A 19,711-nucleotide genomic window follows, 5' to 3' on the forward strand; every position below is an offset into this window, starting at 1 on the left:
AGCGAATGACCGCTTTGAGCCCAATGCAGACACGTTTCTATCAAACATCATCTGTCACGAAGGGCGGAAAGCCGACATTCCCCCGGCTCTGAGTAAACGCCCTGTTTTGTCTCGTGCAGCCATATTCGGGCGGATGAAGTGACGGCTAGCATTGGGAAAACGGGGGTGGCCCACTCACCTGCCACCCCCTTCGTTCGGAACGAAAATGCACCCCGAACAGAAAAAACAGAAGTCCTTCGCTAAAGATTGACCCTTAGCCGCAATCCAAAGACCAGCGGGTCGTTCGGATTCGATCCAGGGTTTTTGAGATATTGGACGTCTGCTGTCAGAGCCAGATTGTCGGCCAGATCCAGACGATAAAACGCTTCAATGGTCGTTTGGTTGGGCAAGCCCGGAGTCGTGAGGTCGGCAACTGTGGCGGCTAAGCCGAAGAGGTCGTCATAGGTGCCCGGTCGCCACATCAGACCTGCATTGACCGCACGCTCTGCCAGCGCGCCGCCGCCATTGGACCATCCCAGTCGCCCAAAGATCATCAGCTGATTTTCGAAAGTATGGTTAGCGGAAACCGTCCCGCCATATGTCTCGGGTACGCCGGCCTTTTGGCGCTCATCCGTGTGAAACATCCCAAGATGCACGTTGGTTAGGAACCGCTTCGACCGCTGCGGTGTCCAGCCGATCTCGGCATACTTGTAGAACTCAGACCCTCCGGGGAACCATTCTACATCGGTGAGAGACCCATTAGCATCACTGACCAAACCCAGCGCATAGAACTGGTCGGTCAGATAACCCCCTGCCGCGATGCCAAAACCCGGGTCAGGGATTGGCAGAACCGGGCTGAACAGGATCGAGTAATTCGAGAACGTCGTTCTCGGGTTAACGTAGCCGAGAATGTCGGAGTAATCGCCCGGGTCGATCCGTCCCACGGCAACCCCTCCACGTCCGCCTGCGAAGGCTTGCTGCCAGTAGGCAACCGACAAGGTCGTGTCCGTGTCGCTGAATGTGACGGCAGTGGCTCCTTGATATCCAATTTGCGCAGCCATGGCGGAGGGTGCAATCGGCTGACCCAGCCGGTGTCGGTTCTCAAGGATAAAGACCAGACTACCGGGGTTTTCACCGCCCCGGTCTGCCAGTTCCCACGTCCCAATCATCCTGAGCTGACCCGACGCGGCCGCGTCCTGCCCGGTCAGGCTGTGCGAGCTGCGTTGGTAGAGGGCCTGGTAGTCAAAGCTAAGCGCCAGTCCGGTGTTCTCCCGAAAACGCCCCAATGCTGTTTCGGTTGGATCAAGACTGCGATCCAGCCCGGGCCAGCGCGAGTCCTCCAGCCTGCGCAGCCTGTCCTGCTCCTGTTGGGCACTGGCCGAGCCCGGTCCGCCCAGCGAGGTCTGAGCGGCAGCTTCAAGACCGGACTGTGCGACTGGTTCTTCGGCCACCGCGATGTTGCCTGAGATTGTGAAGACCGCTGCCACCACGATCATTAAAACCGGTGACAGGTTATTGCTCGGACCCTGAGGAAATGACATTCTCACTGACAGGTCACTTCATATCATCCTGCGCTTTGATCTCCGGCACACGGGCGAGGGCCTCGGCCATGTCGGCGCTGTTCATCAACTCGATCATCTGATAGTCGTCCAGCAGCCCGTCGCCGAGACGGCTGACATAGAAGGCCTGGATAAAGGTGGGATCGTCCGGCAGGGAAACCGTGATGTAGTTCTTCCCGTTTCCAAGCCCCCAGTAGTAGCTCAGAAGTTCGCCCCCGAGCGCCTCGATCCCTCCTTTGACCGTGGCAGCGCGGTCCCCCGGATTGGCGATCTGCATCTCCCAGGCCGCACTGTTGGACGTGCCGATGAACAAAAAGGTGCGCATGTCTTTCGTGTCTTCGGCCGCCACCGCTGCTGCGGAATGGCAGAAGGCCACAGAGAGTAGGAACTTGTTCATTTTGCTACCTGAATTTCTTGCATATCTTTTGAAAGAGGCAGCTTCGCCGCCCCTGACCGTTCCATGGTGTTACTGCTCGGGGGCTCCGGGGATGGTCTCCTCCAATGCGGCAGGGCGATCCGGGAATTCGGAATGCTCGTCCTCGGGGGTCTCGATGTCGGCATGCCAGGAGAATTCCTTGTCTCCAAGGTCCAATTCGACGTCGTCTCCTGCGATGACAGGGTAGCGGATCGGCTGTCCGGGCCTCAGGTCGGTATTGGCGACGCTGTCATCAATGATGATCTGCCCGCTGACCAGCACGTAGGGGATGCCCTTTGTGAAGGATCCGTTCATGCCCTTCTTCATCGAAGACGTCTCGGTGATCGTATCGGGGTTGAAGATCGTGATGTCCGCGATCATGCCCTCCTGCATACGGCCGCGCTCCTGCATCGCCCCAAGGCCCACTTTGGAGAAGTATTTGGCCGGGATGTAGGAAGCGTTGTTGACCAACTCCATCAGCGGAATGCCCTGCTCGCGCGCTTCGCGGAACACGATGCCATAGGTGCCCGCGTTGCGCGGGTGACCGCCATATTCTTTGAAGTCTGCTTCGATTGGCAACGGCTCCCCGTCAACGGTAAACCCGACAATGTCGTTGGCGATGGCAATATCCTTCATGTGGATCCAACGCTTGAGGTCCGCTTCGGGACGGACCGTGATGAAGATCGGCTTGCTTGGATCCTCTTTCTGCTGGCGAAAGAATTCTTCATCCGTCTCGTAAAGCTCACCGGTGCTGGTATCGAAGATGTCGCGTGTCGGCACAATATTGTTAGCCTCGATTTTGTCCGGCAGCAGTTGCGGGGTCGCGATATTCGGGTTTCCGGTGATGGCCGGATAGTACTCGGCAAAGATGTTCATTCCCTGCTGCTGAAGGCGGCGCGCCAGCTCATAGATCTCTTCCCAGCCCTGGTTCTGGATATGAGACAGGATCAGCGCCCCGTCCAAAGCAACCGCATTGGCAATCACTTCGTTTGCGCCCAGCGAGTAATAAAGCGGCAGGCTTTCGGTTGGGCCAAACCGCGTATGAGCCCCAAAGTAACGATTGTACTTCTTCGCCAGCTTCTGAAGCGCGAAAATCTCCTTCGGGTAGGTGTTATAGCCCATATAGCCGACCGTGGTGTTCACGGTGATCGCTCCGGCGCGAAGGCCCTTGTCATACATGGCCATGACCTGAGCCAGCTGGTTCTTTGAAGGGACATCCAGCGCCCAGCTGGCATGCCCGTCCTCTTCCTCGGCTGCGCCGCGGGATTTGAGGATGTAGGTCGGGTCGGATGCCAGTTCGACAGGAACCATGTCCATGATCACACGGCGGATTTCCTCGTGCCCCATGCCGGAGCCGTAGTTCAGAAAGGAGATCCCCTCATACTTGTCGTAGAACAGGTCGGCGTCAGCCACGCCGCTTTCGGTGTCGAGAATCGTGGTGGTCCCATCATGGGCCATCATCTTCTGGTCGAACCCACCGAATGAATGCGAGTGTGTGTTGATGAAACCCGGCGCGACGACGTGGTCGGACACGTCGATCTCTCTTTTGCCGGAGATTGCATCCTCGGTGATCGCCGTGATCCTGTCGCCTGTCACGCAGACATTGCGCACCGCATCGAAATTGGTTTCCGGGTCCATGACCCGCCCATTCAGGATGGCAACGTCGCAGTCCTGGGCGAACGCCGCAGAGCCGCAGAGCGCCAAAAGTGAAGCAAGGGTCAGATGTTTCATCTGTGGTCCTTTCAAGGTTGTGTTCTTCGAAAGAAAACGCGGGGCGGACGAGGGAGACCGCCCCGCGCTCTCCTCAGTCGAGCGTGTTCTTGTAGATCGCGCCGTCTTTCATGATGACGCGAATGCTCGGGACATCCTGTCCGCGCGGTTCGGCATCGAACCAGGAATCGACAGCGCCGATGGCCGAAATGTCTTCGAGTGGGTTCCCGTCGACGATGAGAATATCGGCATAAGCGCCTTCCTCAATCACGCCGAGCTTGCCTTCGGGATACGGATTGCCCCGCCCGGTCAGCGCCGCCAGTTCGCCGCCGTTCGAGGTCATCATCTGCAATGCCCAGAGGTTGCCGAACTCCCGCGCGACAAAGGCCTTCGTGAAGTCCATCGACTGCCGGTAGGGAACGCCGGTTAACAAAACATAATCGGAATCAAACACCATCTTCGGCTTGTATTTTCTTACAAGATCCATCAACTGCTTGCTGTTTTCCCGCAACCAAAGGAACTTCGCCGTTGGCGGAAAGGTCGGGTCCTGGTGCATCGGATGTTCCAGCGCCTCGGGAGCCAGTGCCGTCAGGTTGGGCGAAAAGAACGCCTCTTTCTCGACCAGTTTCTGCATCGTCGGTTCGGTAATGGTCAGGCCGTGATCCACCACTTTGACGCCAAGATCGAGCGCACGCGACAGATCGCTGTCCATGAAGACATGCATGGCGACGTATGAGTCCATATCGCCTGCAACCTCTACTGCAGCAGAAATCTCTTCGTTTGTGAAAGCAGACTGATATATCGGGTCCTTGATCGATGTCACGCCACCGCTGACCATGATCTTGAGATAGTTTGCCCCTAAAGCAAAATTCCTCCTCGCACCCTGAAGCACCTCGGCGGGCCCGTCCACCAATCTGGTGATCTCCAGTCGCTCAAGATTGCTCTCGTTCTTGCGCTGACCAGCGATACCCCAGTCGCCGTGTCCGCCCGTTTGGCTAAGGCATGCGCCGGAGGAATAAATTCTTGGGCCGGGAAGTGATCCTTCATCAATAACCGCTCTCAGCCCACCATGAGCGCCGCACATATCGCGAACCGTTGTAAAGCCCATCGCCAACATTTCCTGCGCGAATGCGGCAGCACGTGCGCCAATCTCTTCCCATGTGGTGTCCTGAAGCCCCGGGATAGTCCCGTTCTTGTACATGTTCACATGCACATGGCTGTCGATAAGCCCAGGCATGAGCGTACGACCGTCTCCGTCAATGACGGTAACGTTCACTTCTTTGGTCTCGATGCCGCGTTCTGTCTGGACGGTGAAGGAGTAGCCATCGATTCCACCGACTGGATCAGGCAACCGCTTGGATCCCCCGGTGCGCACATCGACTTCCCACTTCCCGCCCTCAGGAATGTCAGCGTCAATCTTGTGAATCTTGTTGCCTACCACGAGCACGTCGACGTCCTTGAGTCCGTCATTCACACCATCAAACACCATGACGTTTTTGAAGAGTGTAACTGGGGGGATATCAACCGCGGCCTCCTGTGCAAAAGCCGCGCTCGTTGCGAGAGCGACTGCGCTGGCCATCATTGTGGATTTGCCAAGGTATTTCATTTGCTTCCGTTCCATCGATAGTCAGGGATGCGCGGGATGCCGAGGTAGGAACATCCCGCGCGACACTCAGTCGAGAGTGTTCTTGTAGATCACGCCGTCTTTCATGATGACCTTCAGGTTGGTGTCTGGCTCGGCCAGCAGCAGGATGTCCTCCAGCGGGTTGCCATCGACCAGCAGGAGATCTGCATAGGCACCTTCCTCGACCACGCCGAGCGGGCCATCCTGATACGGATTGTTCAGGCCGGTCAGACGGTTCATCCGCGCGCCGTTCGATGTAGCCATGCGAAGGATGTCGAACGGCTTGAAGTTGGCCTCGTGCAGGTACTTGAACTCGTCGCTCATCTTCTTGTCCTGCTCGAGCGTCTGGTCCCAGTTGTTGATGAGATCCGTGCCCAGTGTGTAGAGATCGATCATGCCCGGAGTGGTCTGGATCACCTCGATCATATTGGCCGCGGCATCCCGCACGCTCTTCCATTTCTTGAAGGACGCCGGCGTGTAAAAGGCTTCCGCCTGTTCGGTCGTCACTGAGTAAACCGGTGCTACTGCCGTCGCGAACATGATCTGCTTGTCGACCATGATCTCGGCGGCCTCCTTGGTCAGGAACGGAATGTGCTCAACGGTCTTGGCGCCATTGTCGATGCAGTTACGGATCGCCTGTTCTGTGAACACATGGCAGGTGACATAGGTGCCCCATTGCTCGGCGGTCTTGACCGCCATCTGGATCTCGTCGGCCTGGTACTGAAGCGAATGCAGCGGGTCGAACTCGGAGGTGACCCCGCCACTGACCATGACCTTAATCTGGGTGGCACCGCGACGCAGATTCTCGCGCACGGCCATGCGGATCTGTTCGGGTCCGTCCGCGATAATGCTCATTTCGGTATCGACCCAGTGGGACGGTCCCTGGCCGGAGAGGGTCGGATGCCGGTCGTTCAGCTTGCGGAAATCGGCGTGGCCGGATGTCTGGGTGATAAAGGCTTCCGAGGAATAGATCCGCGGGCCGGGCGCCATGCCGCTGTCGATGATCCGGGCGATGGACTTGGCCGGGCCACCGAGGTCTCGGACAGTGGTGAACCCATTCATCAGGATGCGCTCGGACCGGATAGTGGCGACCCCGCCAAGATGGAAGGGCGTGATGTTCTGGCGCAACCCGTCACTGAGCGGATTGAACACCAAGAGATGTACATGCTGGTCATGCATCCCCGGCATCAGCGTGCGTCCGCCGCCGTCGATGATCCGGGCGTTGGCCACGGCCAGCGGTTCAGTCGAGACCTCGGCGATCAGATTGTCGATGACCAGCACATTGGCGTTTTCGATCCGCGCCTCGTTCACGCCGTCAAAGACATGCACGTTGGTGAAAAGGATCGGAAAACTCTCCTCCTGTGCCACGGTGTGCGTGGGTGACAGAAGACCAGCGGCAAGGATCGCAGCCGTCAGAACGTGAGCCAGTTTTGGGACCATGAAGGCGTTCCTTTTGACGAATCACTGATGTTGCTATTCCAACGTCATTTTAGGGAACGCACGGATTATTGCCTGACACCTTGTCAGGCGCTGGAAATTAGTTTTGGCAAACTGCAAGGTTTGAAAAGTTTTCGGTAGGATTCTCCGGGGCCTCCGTCCTAGCTTTGAGGATCAGGAGGCGTGATGACAGGCGGACGCAGCAAGAAATCGGACAAATCGTTGCCGCTTGTCAGGGCTTCCGTTGCGGGCCCTGTTGTTGCCGCCCTTCGCAAGGTGAGCATCGAACCTGCGTTTGTGCTCGATCCGCTAGGGCTGAACGAAGCGCAGGTGATGGACCGTCAGAATTTCGTGCCACACGACACCGTCTACCGGATTTTTCAGGCGGTGGCCGACGCCACATCTCCGGAGTTTTGCGCCCAGGTCGGCCAGTCGGTCGACCTTGTTCGGTTTCTTCCGCTTGGCGACATTCTGGCGGAGGCGCTTACACTCGGGGATTTCTTCACAAGGTTTACGCAAGCCGTTTCTAAGGAATCCAATGCGGTCACGCAGTCGCTCTTCGTTGAAGAAGAGCATGCGTATTTCAGTGCCAAACGAAACTTTACTGTCACAGTTTCGCCGGCTCAGGCTGACGCGTTTCTGGCCAGCATCTGGATATCGCTGTTGCACCGGGTTCTGGATTTCAGATGGGACCCCCACCAGATCGTTCTGCGGGTCTGCGAACCGGACGCCCTTCCCAAGCAATTTCATGGCGTCAAGGCAATCGAGTGCGGACCACAGGGGTTTTCGATCAGGTTTCCGTCCAACTGGCTAAGCTACCGGCTGACGCAGGAAGTATTAGAGAACCCACCAGATTTCAGGATTAAAGACAATGATCTGGCAGCGCCGCTGGACTTTCTCGCGGGACTGGAAGGCCTGATAAAAGTTCATCTGGCTGAACCGGCATTTGGTGTCGACGAGTTGGCCGACCTCTGCGGCTTTCATCGCGAAACGCTCAACAACCGGCTGAAGCCCTATGGCCTGACAGCCTCCCGGGTGATCGCGCGTATCAGACAGGCAGAAGCTGAACACCTTCTTGCGGAGGACAACTCGTCCGTTGGCGATACAGCGCAAAGGCTCGGCTACGCCGACCCCACAGCGTTCTCACGGGCGTTTCGGAAATGGACCGGAATGTCCCCGGCAGCCTTCAAACGATCAAAGAGGGAGAACCAGCAATGATCCTAAACCTCCTCATCGGTCTTCTGTCGGCGTTCTTCCTGTTCGCGTCATCGATCAAGATCTTCGGCTGGCAGAGAAAGATCTTTTCGGTCCAGCTGGAAATGTTCGAAAGCTACGGGCTCAACCGGCAGATCATGTTTCTGGTCGGCTGTGCCGAGTTGTTCGGGGCCATAGCCATCTGGCTTCAATCGTCCTGGGTCGGCCCGCTTGGTGCGCTCGCCCTGCTGAGCACGTCTCTCGGCGCGATCTTCTGCCATCTCGTGTTCGACACGTGGAAACAAGGAGTTCCCGCGATGATAACAGCATCGCTATCAGCCATAGTTCTGAGCAATGGGTACGCTGGACTTCTAGACGTTCTTTGAGCTCAAAGGCCCTCCCATTCGTGATGACTTGACGTACAATGAAGTCCGGAAACGGCTGGTTGCCGTCGTTGCGTTTTACCGCGTCAGTGACCGGAAAGTCCGCATGGCAGCCGTTCGTCAAATCGGATCGAATGACCGCTCCGAACCCATTTCGGACACTCCAACTCGAACCAACCTTCGGGTATGCGTTATTTTTGGGCCGATGGCGGCGACAAGGTGATCTTTCGAAAGGCACTTGATGCACCACCGACCGAACCAGCATTGGAAGGTCCGGTCGGTCGCTCTGAATAACGGAAACTCATTACACCCCCATCTTCAAAAAGACCCGCATCGTTCGGAGGGAAACCAAGTGAACAACGCGGGCTGTAGTTTTGGGGTGTTGTTGTTACGGTACTGATCGAAGGATGGATCAAAGTACCCCGCGCCACCTTTATCTGGGATGATAGGCAACGCGGGGAGATAATCTGACCATGGGACTAGCCAGACTATGTCGAATGTGCGGTTAGCCGCTGGTAGTCAGCCAAGTTGGCATGAGCGCAAATTCTGTCCGCTACTCTCCAAGTTCGTTACCCGCCATTTGCACAGCGCGGCCACGTTTTTCGACGCGGAGGTTTAGGCCGAAACAAGCAAGAAATTCTCAAGCGCGCGAGAGCAAACTTATTGGCGCGCGTAAAATTACTTGAATTGTTGCTTTTTAGATTCAAGTATTCGCATGCGTGGCAAATTTGTATTATCTCTGCTGCTCGCGCATTCGCCAGATTTGTCTGGTTGCCTCCCGGAGATTCTAGTGAGTGGTTTCGTCGGGAGGCCATTATTTTCGGTTCAATGTTCAACAAATTAGAGGCCTGTGCGTTACCAAGCTACTGAAGCAATATGGCTGCTTTGATCCGCGGAGCAGATTTTATTGGGCTTGAAACGCTCGTTCAGGAATGGCAACCCAGCATGAATCAGCGTCACGTGGGAAACGCCAAATGAAAAACCTTTTTCTAACGTGCTGCTTTGGAGCTATTTCTCTAGGATTTGCAGCGATACCTTCAGCCGCGCAGCACCGGCTAGGTTGGGCATATCAGGTTGATGGGCTTGCTGCGTTTCAAGGGGACGCGGATTTAAGTAACGGTGGCGAATTCTCTGCAAGCCGAGCTTTTCTACGCGCTACCGCACTTTACAATCTGGAAGGAGGAAACTCCATTGGGCTTTCAACCAGCTTCGGCAAGCTGGACTATAGCTTTAGTCAATCGAACAACCAGCCATGGGAGAATATCCGTGACTTGCGCGTTGCTGTTCCCATGCGATTTCGTGCGAGCGATAGAGCAACAGTTTTTGTGTCACCACAGATCAGGTGGGATTATCAAAGTGGAGCTTCCGCATCTGATGGTAGGACCTACGGTGTTTTCGCGGGTATTGCTTGGCAACTTAACGAGCGCCTGACGATAGGACCGGCCTTTGGCGCGTTCTCTCAATTTGATGATGGTGGTACCGATTTTTTTCCGGCCCTTCTGATCGATTGGGACCTAAATGATCGCTGGAACTTGAACACTGGTTCAGGGATTGGAGCGACACAAGGCCCCGGGTTGACGCTGAGCTACACGTTGACTGAGACCATAGACCTTTCCTTAACCGCACGATCGGAGAGAATTCGATTCAGGTTGGATGGGGAAGGTCTCGCGCCAGACGGGGTGGGCGAAGACAAGAGTGTCCCCGTCGTACTTTCCGTTGGATACAACCCAAATCCTGGTGTTTCATTGAGCGTATTCGCAGGCGCAGAATTTGACGGCCGCCTTACGCTAGATGATGCGAATGGAGCAGAAATAAGTCGCCAGAGCTACGATACTGCGCCATTGGTTGGACTGGCGTTTAGGGTCAGGTTCTGATCACAGCATTGACCAGGTTTGCCAGTTGCGTGGGAATTGCTCTTGTGGCTGAGTTCGAACGTCCGCTTTGTCCGCAAAGTAGACGTTAAAGCAAGTTGCAGCGAACGACCGCACCGAGCAGGAAGCAGGCTCCACCGTTGCGCTCCAACAACTTGTGTCCTGAATAAGCTTCTTCTGTATCGTTTGATTGATCTTCTTTGATCGGTAGGATGGGTAAACCTTCAAAACTAATCTGGGGTTAAAAATGTACAGGTATGTGCTGACAACATTGGCTCTGTTTTTTGCAAGCTTACTTCATGCCGCTGGTATGGAGCGGTGGGGTGAAACCGGCGACTGGACAATCCTGATTGATCCCGAAAAGGGCAACGGCTGTCTCGCATGGAAGCCCTTTGAAAATGACATGACCGTTGAAATCGGCGCAGCACCCAATCAGGCCGGCGGCTTTTTTGCCGCTTTTAATCCGGCCTGGGTTCAAATCGAAGATGGGGCGACCGGGGTCGTACAGTTCGATTTTGGTGATGCGAAGTTTGAAGGCGAAGCGGTGGGTATCTTCAAAAATGGCGTGCCCGGTGGTTACGCCTTTTTCGACAACCCGGCATTTGTAACCGAGTTTGGAAAACGCCAAAGTGTCACGATTATTGGTGAAAGCGGGGCTGAGGTTGAACTAGATCTCAGCGGGTCTGCAAAAGCAATCGAAGCGGTTCTGGCGTGTCAGGCCGAACAGCCGGAACCACTGAAGAACTAGGTGCGTCCGATTACTGCAATTGATTGATGTCTGGCACGCAGGGTTGCCTGTCGGCAGGCATAGCATCAGCGCCTTCAGGGGCCTTGTTTCTGGACCCGCCCACATCAAGCTTGAACTTTGGCGACGAAAGCTGGCCAGTCACATTAAAGGGCCAGGCGCTTCGGGATAGGGGTTTGCCAACGCGCCGCGGCTCCGCTCTTATTGCTATCGTATCATTCAGCCAATCCACTTGCCCCCTTGCAACCAATTGAACCGATCCTGTTTCTATTACGATGGAATTTGAACTGACTTGTCCGGCCTGGATATCAACCGGGGCAACGACGCAATTTATGTCGGTGTAGCCTTTTCTGAACTCCTCTGAAAACAGCCAGGGGAAAATGCCCAGCCCCGCCAGTTCCAATAAGCTGGTGCTGATATAGCCCTGCGACATCGACAAAGACGCGTTGCCGCGCATCGAGTTGATGAAGGCCTTGCCCGAGGCAGTATTGCCAGAAACGTTGAACTCACCGCTCAAACGGCCATAGGCATCAATTCCAATTCCCAATTCATCAAGGATTTCACCAAATTCCCATCCTGAGGTCGATCCTGAAAATGAAAGCCAATCAGGTGAGTCAATCAGGTCCATGACCGCCCGCAGGCTGAAGTTTCCGCCGCCATAAGACATCTGAAGAGGTCCGAAATCCACGGTTCCTTCTTTGGCAGACATTTGGCTGGAAACAGATGTTACGCCTTGTTGGCCTAAAATCTCTTTGAATTCGATTTGTACCTCGACGTCAGCTTCTCTTAGCACGCGTTGCACATCCAGAAGATCGGCAGGTTTCCCTTTTTCCTTTGGCAACACCAGGGGCTGGACATCTGTCTCCTTCGGCAAAACCAAGGGCTGAACTTCGGCGTCAGTTTCTTTTGAGGCCTCGCCCACCAAGCTTTTAAGTTGGTCCAACACGGCAGTCAGGTTCTTCAGGTCGTTGAGATCGAGCTTTTCACTCGTGATGTTGCCACGGACGACGGATGCACCTTCGGGAAACTGTGCATCCAAGGCTGCAAGAAGATGCGAAGACCCGGCCTCGAACTGGATTGCGGCATCAAAGTCTTCACCCTGCCTGGAGGTTTCAGCATCGATAGCGAGTGCTCCGATTTCAACAGGTTGCAGGTTGAGCGCGGTCAGAAACTGGGCACCGTCGTCGACATCCAGTTCCACATCGAAATCGAGACCGGCCAGACCTTTGAGTTCGTTGACAGATAGTGCGAGATCGAGCGCCCATAGTTCGGTGCCATAGTTCGTAGCATTGAACCTATTGAGAGAAACCGGGCCGCCTGTATTGGATATGTTGAAATCAGCCTCGATACCGCCGAATTGGTCAACGTAGCTTTTATCGAGGTTGGGAAAAATCAACTTGGCGGGCCCGTTCAGCTCCCCATCGAAAGTTACGTCCTGAAGCTGAAGCAGATCTAGAATTTCCCCCTCGGCTTTCAGGACAGGCTCTTCAATTGGACCGGCTTGCAGCGCGATGCCCAGCATGGCGAGCCGGCCGTCCGGCATGCGACGAATGGTTTCGATAGAGGCTGGACCGATTACGTCTAAACCCTGGTCAAACGCATTTGTTTGAAAAAGTAGCTTCTCGAATTCGAAGGACGTCAGAGATCCGACCATATGCATTTCAAAGCCGGTGAATTTCAGCTCTTGGATACTTTTTGCTGCTGGCGGCGGCTGTCCTTCAGGATGAAGCCGCGCATTGAAAAGCAGATCGACGCCCTGAGCGGTGTAGAGGTCATCTATTGAACCCTCAGCTTCAAGTTTCTGCCCTCCCTCCAAGCTTACGGTGGTTGTAAACGCTTCGATTTTTAGGGCGTCTTGGGACACGAGTTCAGCTTGCAACTGGCCATTGCCTTCCAAAACACGTTCCAATCCAATGACATCCAGAAAATCGCCGAATTCTCCGGTGTCCATCTCCAATACAGCTCGATAGCCACCACCTTCGTCTTCCGTGAAGGGTTCGCCATCATAGCTCACGGTCATTTCTCCAAAACTGGCCCGCGTCGTAAATGGCGCGGCGCGAGGGTAGTCGCCATCGATTTTGAAACCCTGACCGTTGACGGAGCCGGAACCAAAGACCTTTGTTCGTTGCCCATTGTCGACTAGTGCGAGCGCGAGTGACTGGAGGTCAAATACAAACGAGAAGCCCGAGACCTTGTCGTCGATGTTTAACCCGATAGACGTGAAACTGACGTTCTTGTCGCTCAGAAAGTTCAGGATCCCACTGCCTTCAGTGTCGCTTTCATTGATCCTATCAGCGCTAGCGACGTCTGTTTGATCATCCTCTGATACAGTTTCCTCGGATACCGGCTTGGGTGTTGGCCTGTTTTTTCGCCAGCTTGTTGTGCCGTCTGCGGCTGTAAGAATATTCGCTTGGAGGCCTTCCACTACCAGATTGTCAAAATGCAGACGTCCATTGGTCAATGCGGCAATGTCCAACTCCAGTTCCAGCAGGTTCAATTCTACAAGTGGTGACTCCGGCATTGTCTGGCTCGGGATGACCACCCCGCCGACGTAAATGTGACTAATGCGTCCAAGCGCGACGCTTACATCATCGTTGACCAATAGAGGCCGACCAATTTGTTCCGATAGTACTCTTTCTACAAGGCCACGTCGCATGTCCGAGAACATCGGAGCAGCAAGCAACAACCAGACAAAAGCGATTGCAGCGAAGGCTAGAAATGCAACAAGCCCAACTATTCTTACAAGCCAAACCCTCATGTGCTCCCCTATTGCAGCTCACACTGCTTCGAATTTCCGCCAATTAGAAGTCACCAATACTACTGGCAATTTAGCACGCTTAGAATTGCGTATCTCTTTTAGGATGACGTGTTCATCGGTCCAAAGCCGCAAGTATTCGAGCATCTCGCTCGTAAGGGTCCTCGCGGAAATGAACGGTCCCATCTTCGACCCACGCAGTCCAATAGGTCAAAAGGACCGGCATGGGCTCGGGTAGGTTAACTCGCGTTGTCTTCCCGCTATCCAGGATGGATTGCATCTTTTGCCGGCTCCAGTTCGGCTCTCCCTCCATCAAAAGGCTGGCAAATTCGAATGGATACTCAAGACGCACGCAGCCTGAACTTAGGTTTCGCTCATTTCGGTCGAAGAGACTGCGGTCGTTGGTGTCATGCAAGTACACTGCGTATTCGTTAGGAAACATGAACTTGACTAATCCTAACGCATTGTCTGGACCCGGTTGCTGAACCAAAGTGACGCCAGGGTTCTTTGCCCCCCAGTTCACAGCGTTGGCAGGAATCGTCTGCCCGTCTTTGTTCCGAACTACATAATTGTTGCGCGCCAGATAGGCTGGATCCTTGCGGATGCGCGAAAGCTTATCCTTCCGAAAAATCGAGGCGGGAACAGTCCAAGTCGGATTGAATTCCATGTATTCAATGTCATCTCGGAACACTGGGGTTTTTCGGTAGGCTGATCCTGTGATCGACCGAGTGGTCCAAAGCGTCCCATCGGACGTGACCAAGTAAGTACGAGCGCCTGCAATGTTTACTAGCACGAACTCTTCGTCGATTTCGCGCATGAGCCAGCGGCCTCGTTCCAGGCTGAGCCGCAATTTATCTATGCGATCTTCGACAGGTTTGTTGAGAGACGCGAAGGTCTTACCACCAACGACGCCATCTGCCTCCAAGCCGTGACGATTTTGAAAGGTTTTTACCTGTCGCACCAAATGATCGTCATAAACCCAAGCTGGATTTATACCGCTTTGGCTGATTTCTGGAAATTCATTTGTTCCATCGTAGCCTTCTGTCGCTAACCTTTTGCGCAGTTCGGCGACGGCAGGATCCACCATTTCCGGCTTCAGAACCGTTTCTTCGGGGACTGTGTTCCAGCCTCCCTTTGATGCGATAGCTCTGTATTTGCTCAATGCATCAACGAGCATCGTATATTGCGCGTTGTCGATATCGATGCGTTCAATTAAAGCGCTGAAGCCTTCATCTTGAAGATAGTGGCTCAATACAACGGAAGGGTCTTGTTGTATTACTGGCTTTGAGAAATTCCAAGCGTCGTCTAGCGCATTTGGATCGACTTTTCCAAACACCAAATGGTGTACGAGTTTTACGGCCGCGTCAGTCGCCAGAATATCGAATAAAGCTCGACTGGAGGCATCGCCATCCTGTGAGGCTTTGAATGCGAATCGAAGCTCTTCTAGTTTGAAGTCACTCGGCGTAAAACCCTGATCAATTGCTCCGTCCAACTCCTCAAAAAGCTCGTCAACCAATTCAAAACTGGTCCAAGCTGGCGTAAATTCTCTGTCCGTATAGAAACGAGGTACAAGGATTTCTGCGTCCAAACTCTTGCTGTTTGAAAGTGTACTACTCGCATTCGTATTTGACCGCAGCAGCGCTTTTATCTGCTCCGAGACTTGGTCTGCTGCGCCCAAGTTAGGGCATGTTATCAGCGTTGCGGTTAGTGCAGTTGCAACCGCTGATCTAAGAACTTTCACCATCCCCTCCTGAATAGTCAATCTATATGTGGTTGCTGCAACACAGGATACTCCAACATTTTGTATAATCAAATCGTAATTTATTGTTCTCAGATTGTGCTCGCAAAGCGGACCTACTTCACGGGCATATCATCGAACATCGAGGTCGTGCTTTAACCGGCAAGGCGACGATCCAAACCAACGGCGACACGTTCGTGTAAACGCACTTGGGTTTTTGTAGCCCAAGTTCTTTCCGATATCTGTTATAGAAAGGCGCCCCTCGGTCAGCCATTGCTCCGCCTGACGCATTTTCGCGCTGTCTACGAGATTTGCTCCTGTCGTGCCGTGTCTTGCAAGTTCTCTTTGAAGCGTTTTGGGATGCAAACCGATGAATTTTGGTCTGGTCATCTTATGAAATTCTAGTTCAGGCAACGTCCAAGACTGCTGAATTGCTCGCGCTTTCAGGAAAACTTAATCCATACGTTGATGGCCCGTTGGGCGTGATATCGGAGGGAGCTTATGCCGATATTCTACTAGTGGAAGGCAATCCAGTTGAAGACGTAACTATCCTCGTCGACTATGAGAAAAACATCGATTTCATCATGAAGGATGGGGTGATCTACAAGAACGCACTCGAATGAGAGTCGCGCGGAGTGAACTTACCTCGGCACTCCGCGCACCTTTCCAATCGAAAACTCTTCAGATTTGACCGCAGCGATTAGCAACTTTGCCCGCTTCGCGCTGTTTACAAAGCCTATTTGTGAATGTCTGCTTCTGCTTGTGTGCGGTCCTCCGGTGAAAGCGGGCCAATGGCAGCAAAGTCCGCAAATTAGACGTTCAAGCAAGTTGTAGCGAACGACCGCATTGCGAGAAATAGCGGCCGCAATTCGAATTCAAACTCCTAACTTGGTGGCTTCCAATTGGCCTGTCTCATTGCGTTACCAAGGTCTTCCCCGTATTGCGGATTTGCAAAAAGCTTCTCAAACAGCGCACCCACGCGACTGTCAGGCCACTCGCGTGACAGTTGTTCAGATAGAGTCTGAGCTTCAGCCTTATTCCCCAACATCTGATGTGACGCCATTAGGTAAGCAACGGTTACAGGTCCGACAGGGCCGCCTTTTTCCGTTACTCGTTCAAAGGCTGACACAGCGCCTTCATAGTCCTTCATATGGAACTTTGCTGACCCCATCGCGTTCTGAAACACATAACCCCGCTCTAGTTTGATTTTTGAAAGTGCGTCCTCGCTAATTTCTACGACTTGTTCAAATGAACCGGAATAGAGAAGAACCAGCGAGACGAACTCCAAAACATGTACGTCGTGCGGTGCCAAACGCCGTGCTCTTTGCGCAAATTCTATGGCCTCAGGCCAGTTTCCCTTGGCAAACTTGACCCAGGCCATTGCGGACTGACTCCACCCCGTTTCCGGGGCCAACTCGATGGCCCTGTTTGCCTGAGCGTCGGCGTAGTTCAACATTTCCTTAGCTAGGTCGGCATCTGATGTAAGCACAGCAATTGTCGCAGCGACCTGCGCAGCGCCTGCATGACCGCCGAAGTAGCTTTCGTCGTTTTCAATTGCCCCCTTGAATATGGTTAAGGCCGCGTCAAGACGCGCAGGTTCCAAGGCCGGAAAGATTAGATCACGACCAGTATTGGCCAGATTTACAGCCTGAAGGCGCATAGGGGATGCATCAAATATGGCGCTGCGCTCGTCACGACTCAGTCCGTCGGCTGGCGAACCGACTGGATCCGCCAGTTTTTTCGATAGCACCACAACAGCAACGACAAAACAGGCTAGAACGAAGAGGCCGGCAACTCCAACGAACGGGCGACGCCAAGTGTTTGCTCTGATTTCCGACCCAGCCGGAGGAGGCTGAAACGTCTCGGGCGACCTGACCAGAATCTCAGGTGCATAGCCGCCCTTTGGCAGGTCGAATATCGTGCCTTCTTCGAGACCGTCTTTGGCATAGTATTCGGCAAGCTTGCGACGCAGTCGACCAGCATCGACCCGAACCACGTTTTCACGGCGCGACATCTCTGACGGAGTCCCACCATAAACATCCATGGCGATGGTCTTGGCACGAATATCATCGGCCCGACCGTTGAGCAATTCTTCGACCACATACACCAAAAAGTCCTGCAATCGCTGCGAACCCGCGAAGGTCGAAGATTTGACAAGCCGCTGAAGTGCCGCCCGAACATCTTTGGGCACAGGTGACCCGCCCTCATTCAGTGCAGTAGATGTGTCTTTGGTTAAATCCATATTTTCAGTAAGTTACGCATTAGATTACACCGTATTATGCCCCGATAAACCTTTTGTGGGAAGTGAATTCGGCGAAAACTCAGGGCAGTCTGCTGATCCATCGAATGAGTCATCGCAATTGGAACGTTACGCCTTTGATACCCTGTTTCCCGATCACCAAACCGCAATTGCGGATTTACGGCGCGCGGATACGGAATTCGATGAGATCTGCCGCGACTATCAGCTTCTATGTGACGAGTTTCTGTCAATGAACTCGGAGCCGGGAAGCCACTCGTACCAATTCGCCTGCGATATCCGCGATACCCTGGATGGTCTTCGGGATGAAATCCTCCAATCGCTGCGGCGCGCAGGAAAGATGTAATCCATAGGGGAAGGGATACCGATGAGATCATTATTGAAACATGCCTCAGCCATGGTGCTGATAGCTGGCGCGGGTTTTGCCCAAGATGCGCCCATCATCCATGATGGAGAGTTTGAGTTCTTGCGCGCACAGTTTGGAGAGCAATGGGATGCGCAGGACACCGAGATTGAGGCGAAACTTGCCGAGATCCGCGACGCCAATGGCGGCCAGCCGCCCAATATCCTGTATATCCTGATCGACGATGTCAGCTTCGGTCAAATGGGTAACCGGACGATGAACTACGTCACCGGTTTCGATACGCCCAACATCAACGACTTTGCCACCGAAGGTATGTCCTTGATGAGGATGTATACTGAGCCATCCTGCACACCGACACGAACGGCCATGTTGACCGGTCGTCATCCGGTGCGCGCCGGCGTTGAAGAGGTCAAAGTTGCGCTGGTTGGCGAAGGTCTTGCAGCTGAAGAAGTCACGATTGCCGAGATCCTGAAGGAAGAAGGATACAACACTGCGCATGTTGGGAAATGGCACCAGGGCGATATTGAGCAGGCCTATCCGCACAACCAAGGGTTTGATTGGGCCGCATTCCCCTTGCATCAGCAGGTTCAACTCAGCCTGATGACCCGGGATGCTATGGTTGCCAACAACATGCTTGGCTTCCATCCATCCGGTCAGTCCAACCAATTCCAGCTGGATGAGCGATTCAAGCCCTACGGTCTGGTAACCGGCGTTGAAGGGGAAGTAGGCGGCTTGGCTCGCGAAGTCGACATGGCGCCGGGCGAAGAATGGACACAGGCCAAATACGAAGAAATGAACCTGCGCTATCAGCGACAGGCACTGGAACAGCTAGACCGCCTCGCCTCGCAGGACGACCCATTCTTTATGCAATACTGGCCACTCTATCCGCTGAATTTTGCTTATCCGGATCAAGCCGTTTCCCGCAATGGTGGCTTTCATGCCGACAAGTTGCAGGTTCTGGACGGCTGGATCGGTGAGGTTCTGGCTAAGCTGGATGAAACTGGCAAGGCGAACAACACCGTCGTCATGATCATGGCTGACAATGGCTTGATGTATCACTACGAAGGAACGTCCGGTCTGAACCAGTTGATTTATCGCGGCGGCAAGACGCAGCACCTTGAAGGCGGTGTGCGAACTGACGCGTTCATCCGCTGGCCCGGCGCTATTGAGCCAGGTAGTGCAGCAGGTGACATCGTGCATGTATCTGACCTGTTCACCACCTTCGCGCGGATCGCAGGCGCAACTGACCGCATCCCGCGCGACCGCGTGATCGACGGCATTGACCAGACTGCGCTGCTACTTGAAGGTGAAGGCAACTCGCGTCGCGACTACGTCTATGTGTACGAAGGGCCCGTGTTGCGTTCAGTCGTGAAGCAAGAGTTCAAAATGCATTTGCCGGCCCCCGGTCAGCCCGGAGCTGCGGCCCCCGTGTTCAATGTCTATCGCGACCCACGTGAAGAACATCCGCTTGTCGGGTATTCATTATGGTCCGGTGCATCATTCCAAGACATGGTGAAGCGGCATGAGAAAACCATTGCAAAACACCCGCATCTGCCGCTGGGCAAGGGTGTGCCGTATGAAGGTATTGAGAACCTTCGTCCCGAAAGCGAGTTGACCCGAGAAGTCTTCTCCAGCTGGCAATGATGAAGGTAGACGGCGGCGAGAACCTGTCGCCGTCTA

Annotated in this window: 16 protein-coding genes; 7 read left to right on the top strand and 9 right to left on the bottom strand. The window is 54.2% G+C overall.

Annotated features, from left to right (window positions below):
- Positions 1-239: 239 nt before the first annotated feature.
- The 5 genes from ACT2B1_RS19955 to ACT2B1_RS19975 all read right to left on the bottom strand — a co-directional run bounded on the left by ACT2B1_RS19955 (position 240) and on the right by ACT2B1_RS19975 (position 6,727).
- Positions 240-1,520, bottom strand: coding sequence for a carbohydrate porin (locus ACT2B1_RS19955; protein ID WP_481669246.1), 1,281 nt, complete (start codon positions 1,518-1,520; stop codon positions 240-242).
- Between the two features lie 13 nt (positions 1,521-1,533).
- A complete protein-coding gene (locus ACT2B1_RS19960; RefSeq protein WP_170567597.1) occupies positions 1,534-1,935 on the bottom strand; it encodes a hypothetical protein in 402 nt (133 codons plus the stop codon).
- A gap of 69 nt (positions 1,936-2,004) precedes the next feature.
- A complete protein-coding gene (locus tag ACT2B1_RS19965; RefSeq protein WP_481669247.1) occupies positions 2,005-3,684 on the bottom strand; it encodes an amidohydrolase family protein in 1,680 nt (559 codons plus the stop codon).
- Between the two features lie 73 nt (positions 3,685-3,757).
- A complete protein-coding gene (locus tag ACT2B1_RS19970; protein ID WP_481669248.1) occupies positions 3,758-5,269 on the bottom strand; it encodes a metal-dependent hydrolase family protein in 1,512 nt (503 codons plus the stop codon).
- A gap of 66 nt (positions 5,270-5,335) precedes the next feature.
- Positions 5,336-6,727: an amidohydrolase family protein gene (locus ACT2B1_RS19975; RefSeq protein ID WP_170567591.1), complete on the bottom strand. Its 1,392-nt coding sequence runs from the start codon at positions 6,725-6,727 to the stop codon at positions 5,336-5,338.
- A gap of 183 nt (positions 6,728-6,910) precedes the next feature.
- On the opposite strand from ACT2B1_RS19975, the gene ACT2B1_RS19980 reads away from it, so the two are divergent.
- The 4 genes from ACT2B1_RS19980 (at position 6,911) to ACT2B1_RS19995 (ending at position 10,920) form a co-directional block, all read left to right on the top strand.
- On the top strand, positions 6,911-7,942 hold the full coding sequence (locus tag ACT2B1_RS19980) for a helix-turn-helix domain-containing protein (protein WP_481669249.1): 1,032 nt from the start codon (positions 6,911-6,913) through the stop codon (positions 7,940-7,942).
- Positions 7,939-8,304, top strand: a complete 366-nt coding sequence (locus ACT2B1_RS19985) for a DoxX family protein (protein ID WP_481669250.1) — start codon at positions 7,939-7,941, stop codon at positions 8,302-8,304. Before ACT2B1_RS19980 ends, ACT2B1_RS19985 begins: the two co-directional genes overlap by 4 nt.
- 971 nt (positions 8,305-9,275) lie before the next feature.
- A complete protein-coding gene (locus ACT2B1_RS19990; RefSeq protein ID WP_174834589.1) occupies positions 9,276-10,175 on the top strand; it encodes a hypothetical protein in 900 nt (299 codons plus the stop codon).
- A gap of 244 nt (positions 10,176-10,419) precedes the next feature.
- Positions 10,420-10,920 (top strand): hypothetical protein, encoded by a 501-nt coding sequence (locus ACT2B1_RS19995; protein WP_481669251.1) that lies wholly within the window; start codon positions 10,420-10,422, stop codon positions 10,918-10,920.
- A 10-nt stretch (positions 10,921-10,930) separates the two neighbouring features.
- On the opposite strand, the gene ACT2B1_RS20000 is transcribed toward ACT2B1_RS19995, so the two are convergent.
- The 3 genes from ACT2B1_RS20000 to ACT2B1_RS20010 form a co-directional block, all read right to left on the bottom strand.
- Positions 10,931-13,675 carry an AsmA family protein gene (locus tag ACT2B1_RS20000; RefSeq protein ID WP_481669036.1) on the bottom strand — a complete coding sequence of 915 codons (2,745 nt, stop codon included), beginning with the start codon at positions 13,673-13,675 and terminating at the stop codon, positions 10,931-10,933.
- A 112-nt stretch (positions 13,676-13,787) separates the two neighbouring features.
- Positions 13,788-15,413: a L,D-transpeptidase family protein gene (locus ACT2B1_RS20005; protein WP_481669037.1), complete on the bottom strand. Its 1,626-nt coding sequence runs from the start codon at positions 15,411-15,413 to the stop codon at positions 13,788-13,790.
- 129 nt (positions 15,414-15,542) lie between these two features.
- Positions 15,543-15,800 (bottom strand): helix-turn-helix transcriptional regulator, encoded by a 258-nt coding sequence (locus ACT2B1_RS20010; RefSeq protein WP_481669038.1) that lies wholly within the window; start codon positions 15,798-15,800, stop codon positions 15,543-15,545.
- A gap of 92 nt (positions 15,801-15,892) precedes the next feature.
- On the opposite strand from ACT2B1_RS20010, the gene ACT2B1_RS20015 reads away from it, so the two are divergent.
- A complete protein-coding gene (locus ACT2B1_RS20015; protein WP_481669039.1) occupies positions 15,893-16,033 on the top strand; it encodes a hypothetical protein in 141 nt (46 codons plus the stop codon).
- A 260-nt stretch (positions 16,034-16,293) separates the two neighbouring features.
- On the opposite strand, the gene ACT2B1_RS20020 is transcribed toward ACT2B1_RS20015, so the two are convergent.
- Positions 16,294-17,601, bottom strand: a complete 1,308-nt coding sequence (locus tag ACT2B1_RS20020) for a tetratricopeptide repeat protein (RefSeq protein ID WP_481669040.1) — start codon at positions 17,599-17,601, stop codon at positions 16,294-16,296.
- A gap of 169 nt (positions 17,602-17,770) precedes the next feature.
- Between ACT2B1_RS20020 and ACT2B1_RS20025 the strand changes: the two genes are divergently transcribed.
- Positions 17,771-18,013, top strand: a complete 243-nt coding sequence (locus tag ACT2B1_RS20025) for a hypothetical protein (protein ID WP_029622278.1) — start codon at positions 17,771-17,773, stop codon at positions 18,011-18,013.
- Between the two features lie 21 nt (positions 18,014-18,034).
- Complete coding sequence (locus ACT2B1_RS20030; protein WP_481669041.1) at positions 18,035-19,675, top strand: sulfatase-like hydrolase/transferase; 1,641 nt, start codon at positions 18,035-18,037, stop codon at positions 19,673-19,675.
- Positions 19,676-19,711: the final 36 nt, after the last annotated feature.

Source organism: Ruegeria sp. S263 (assembly GCF_056780525.1).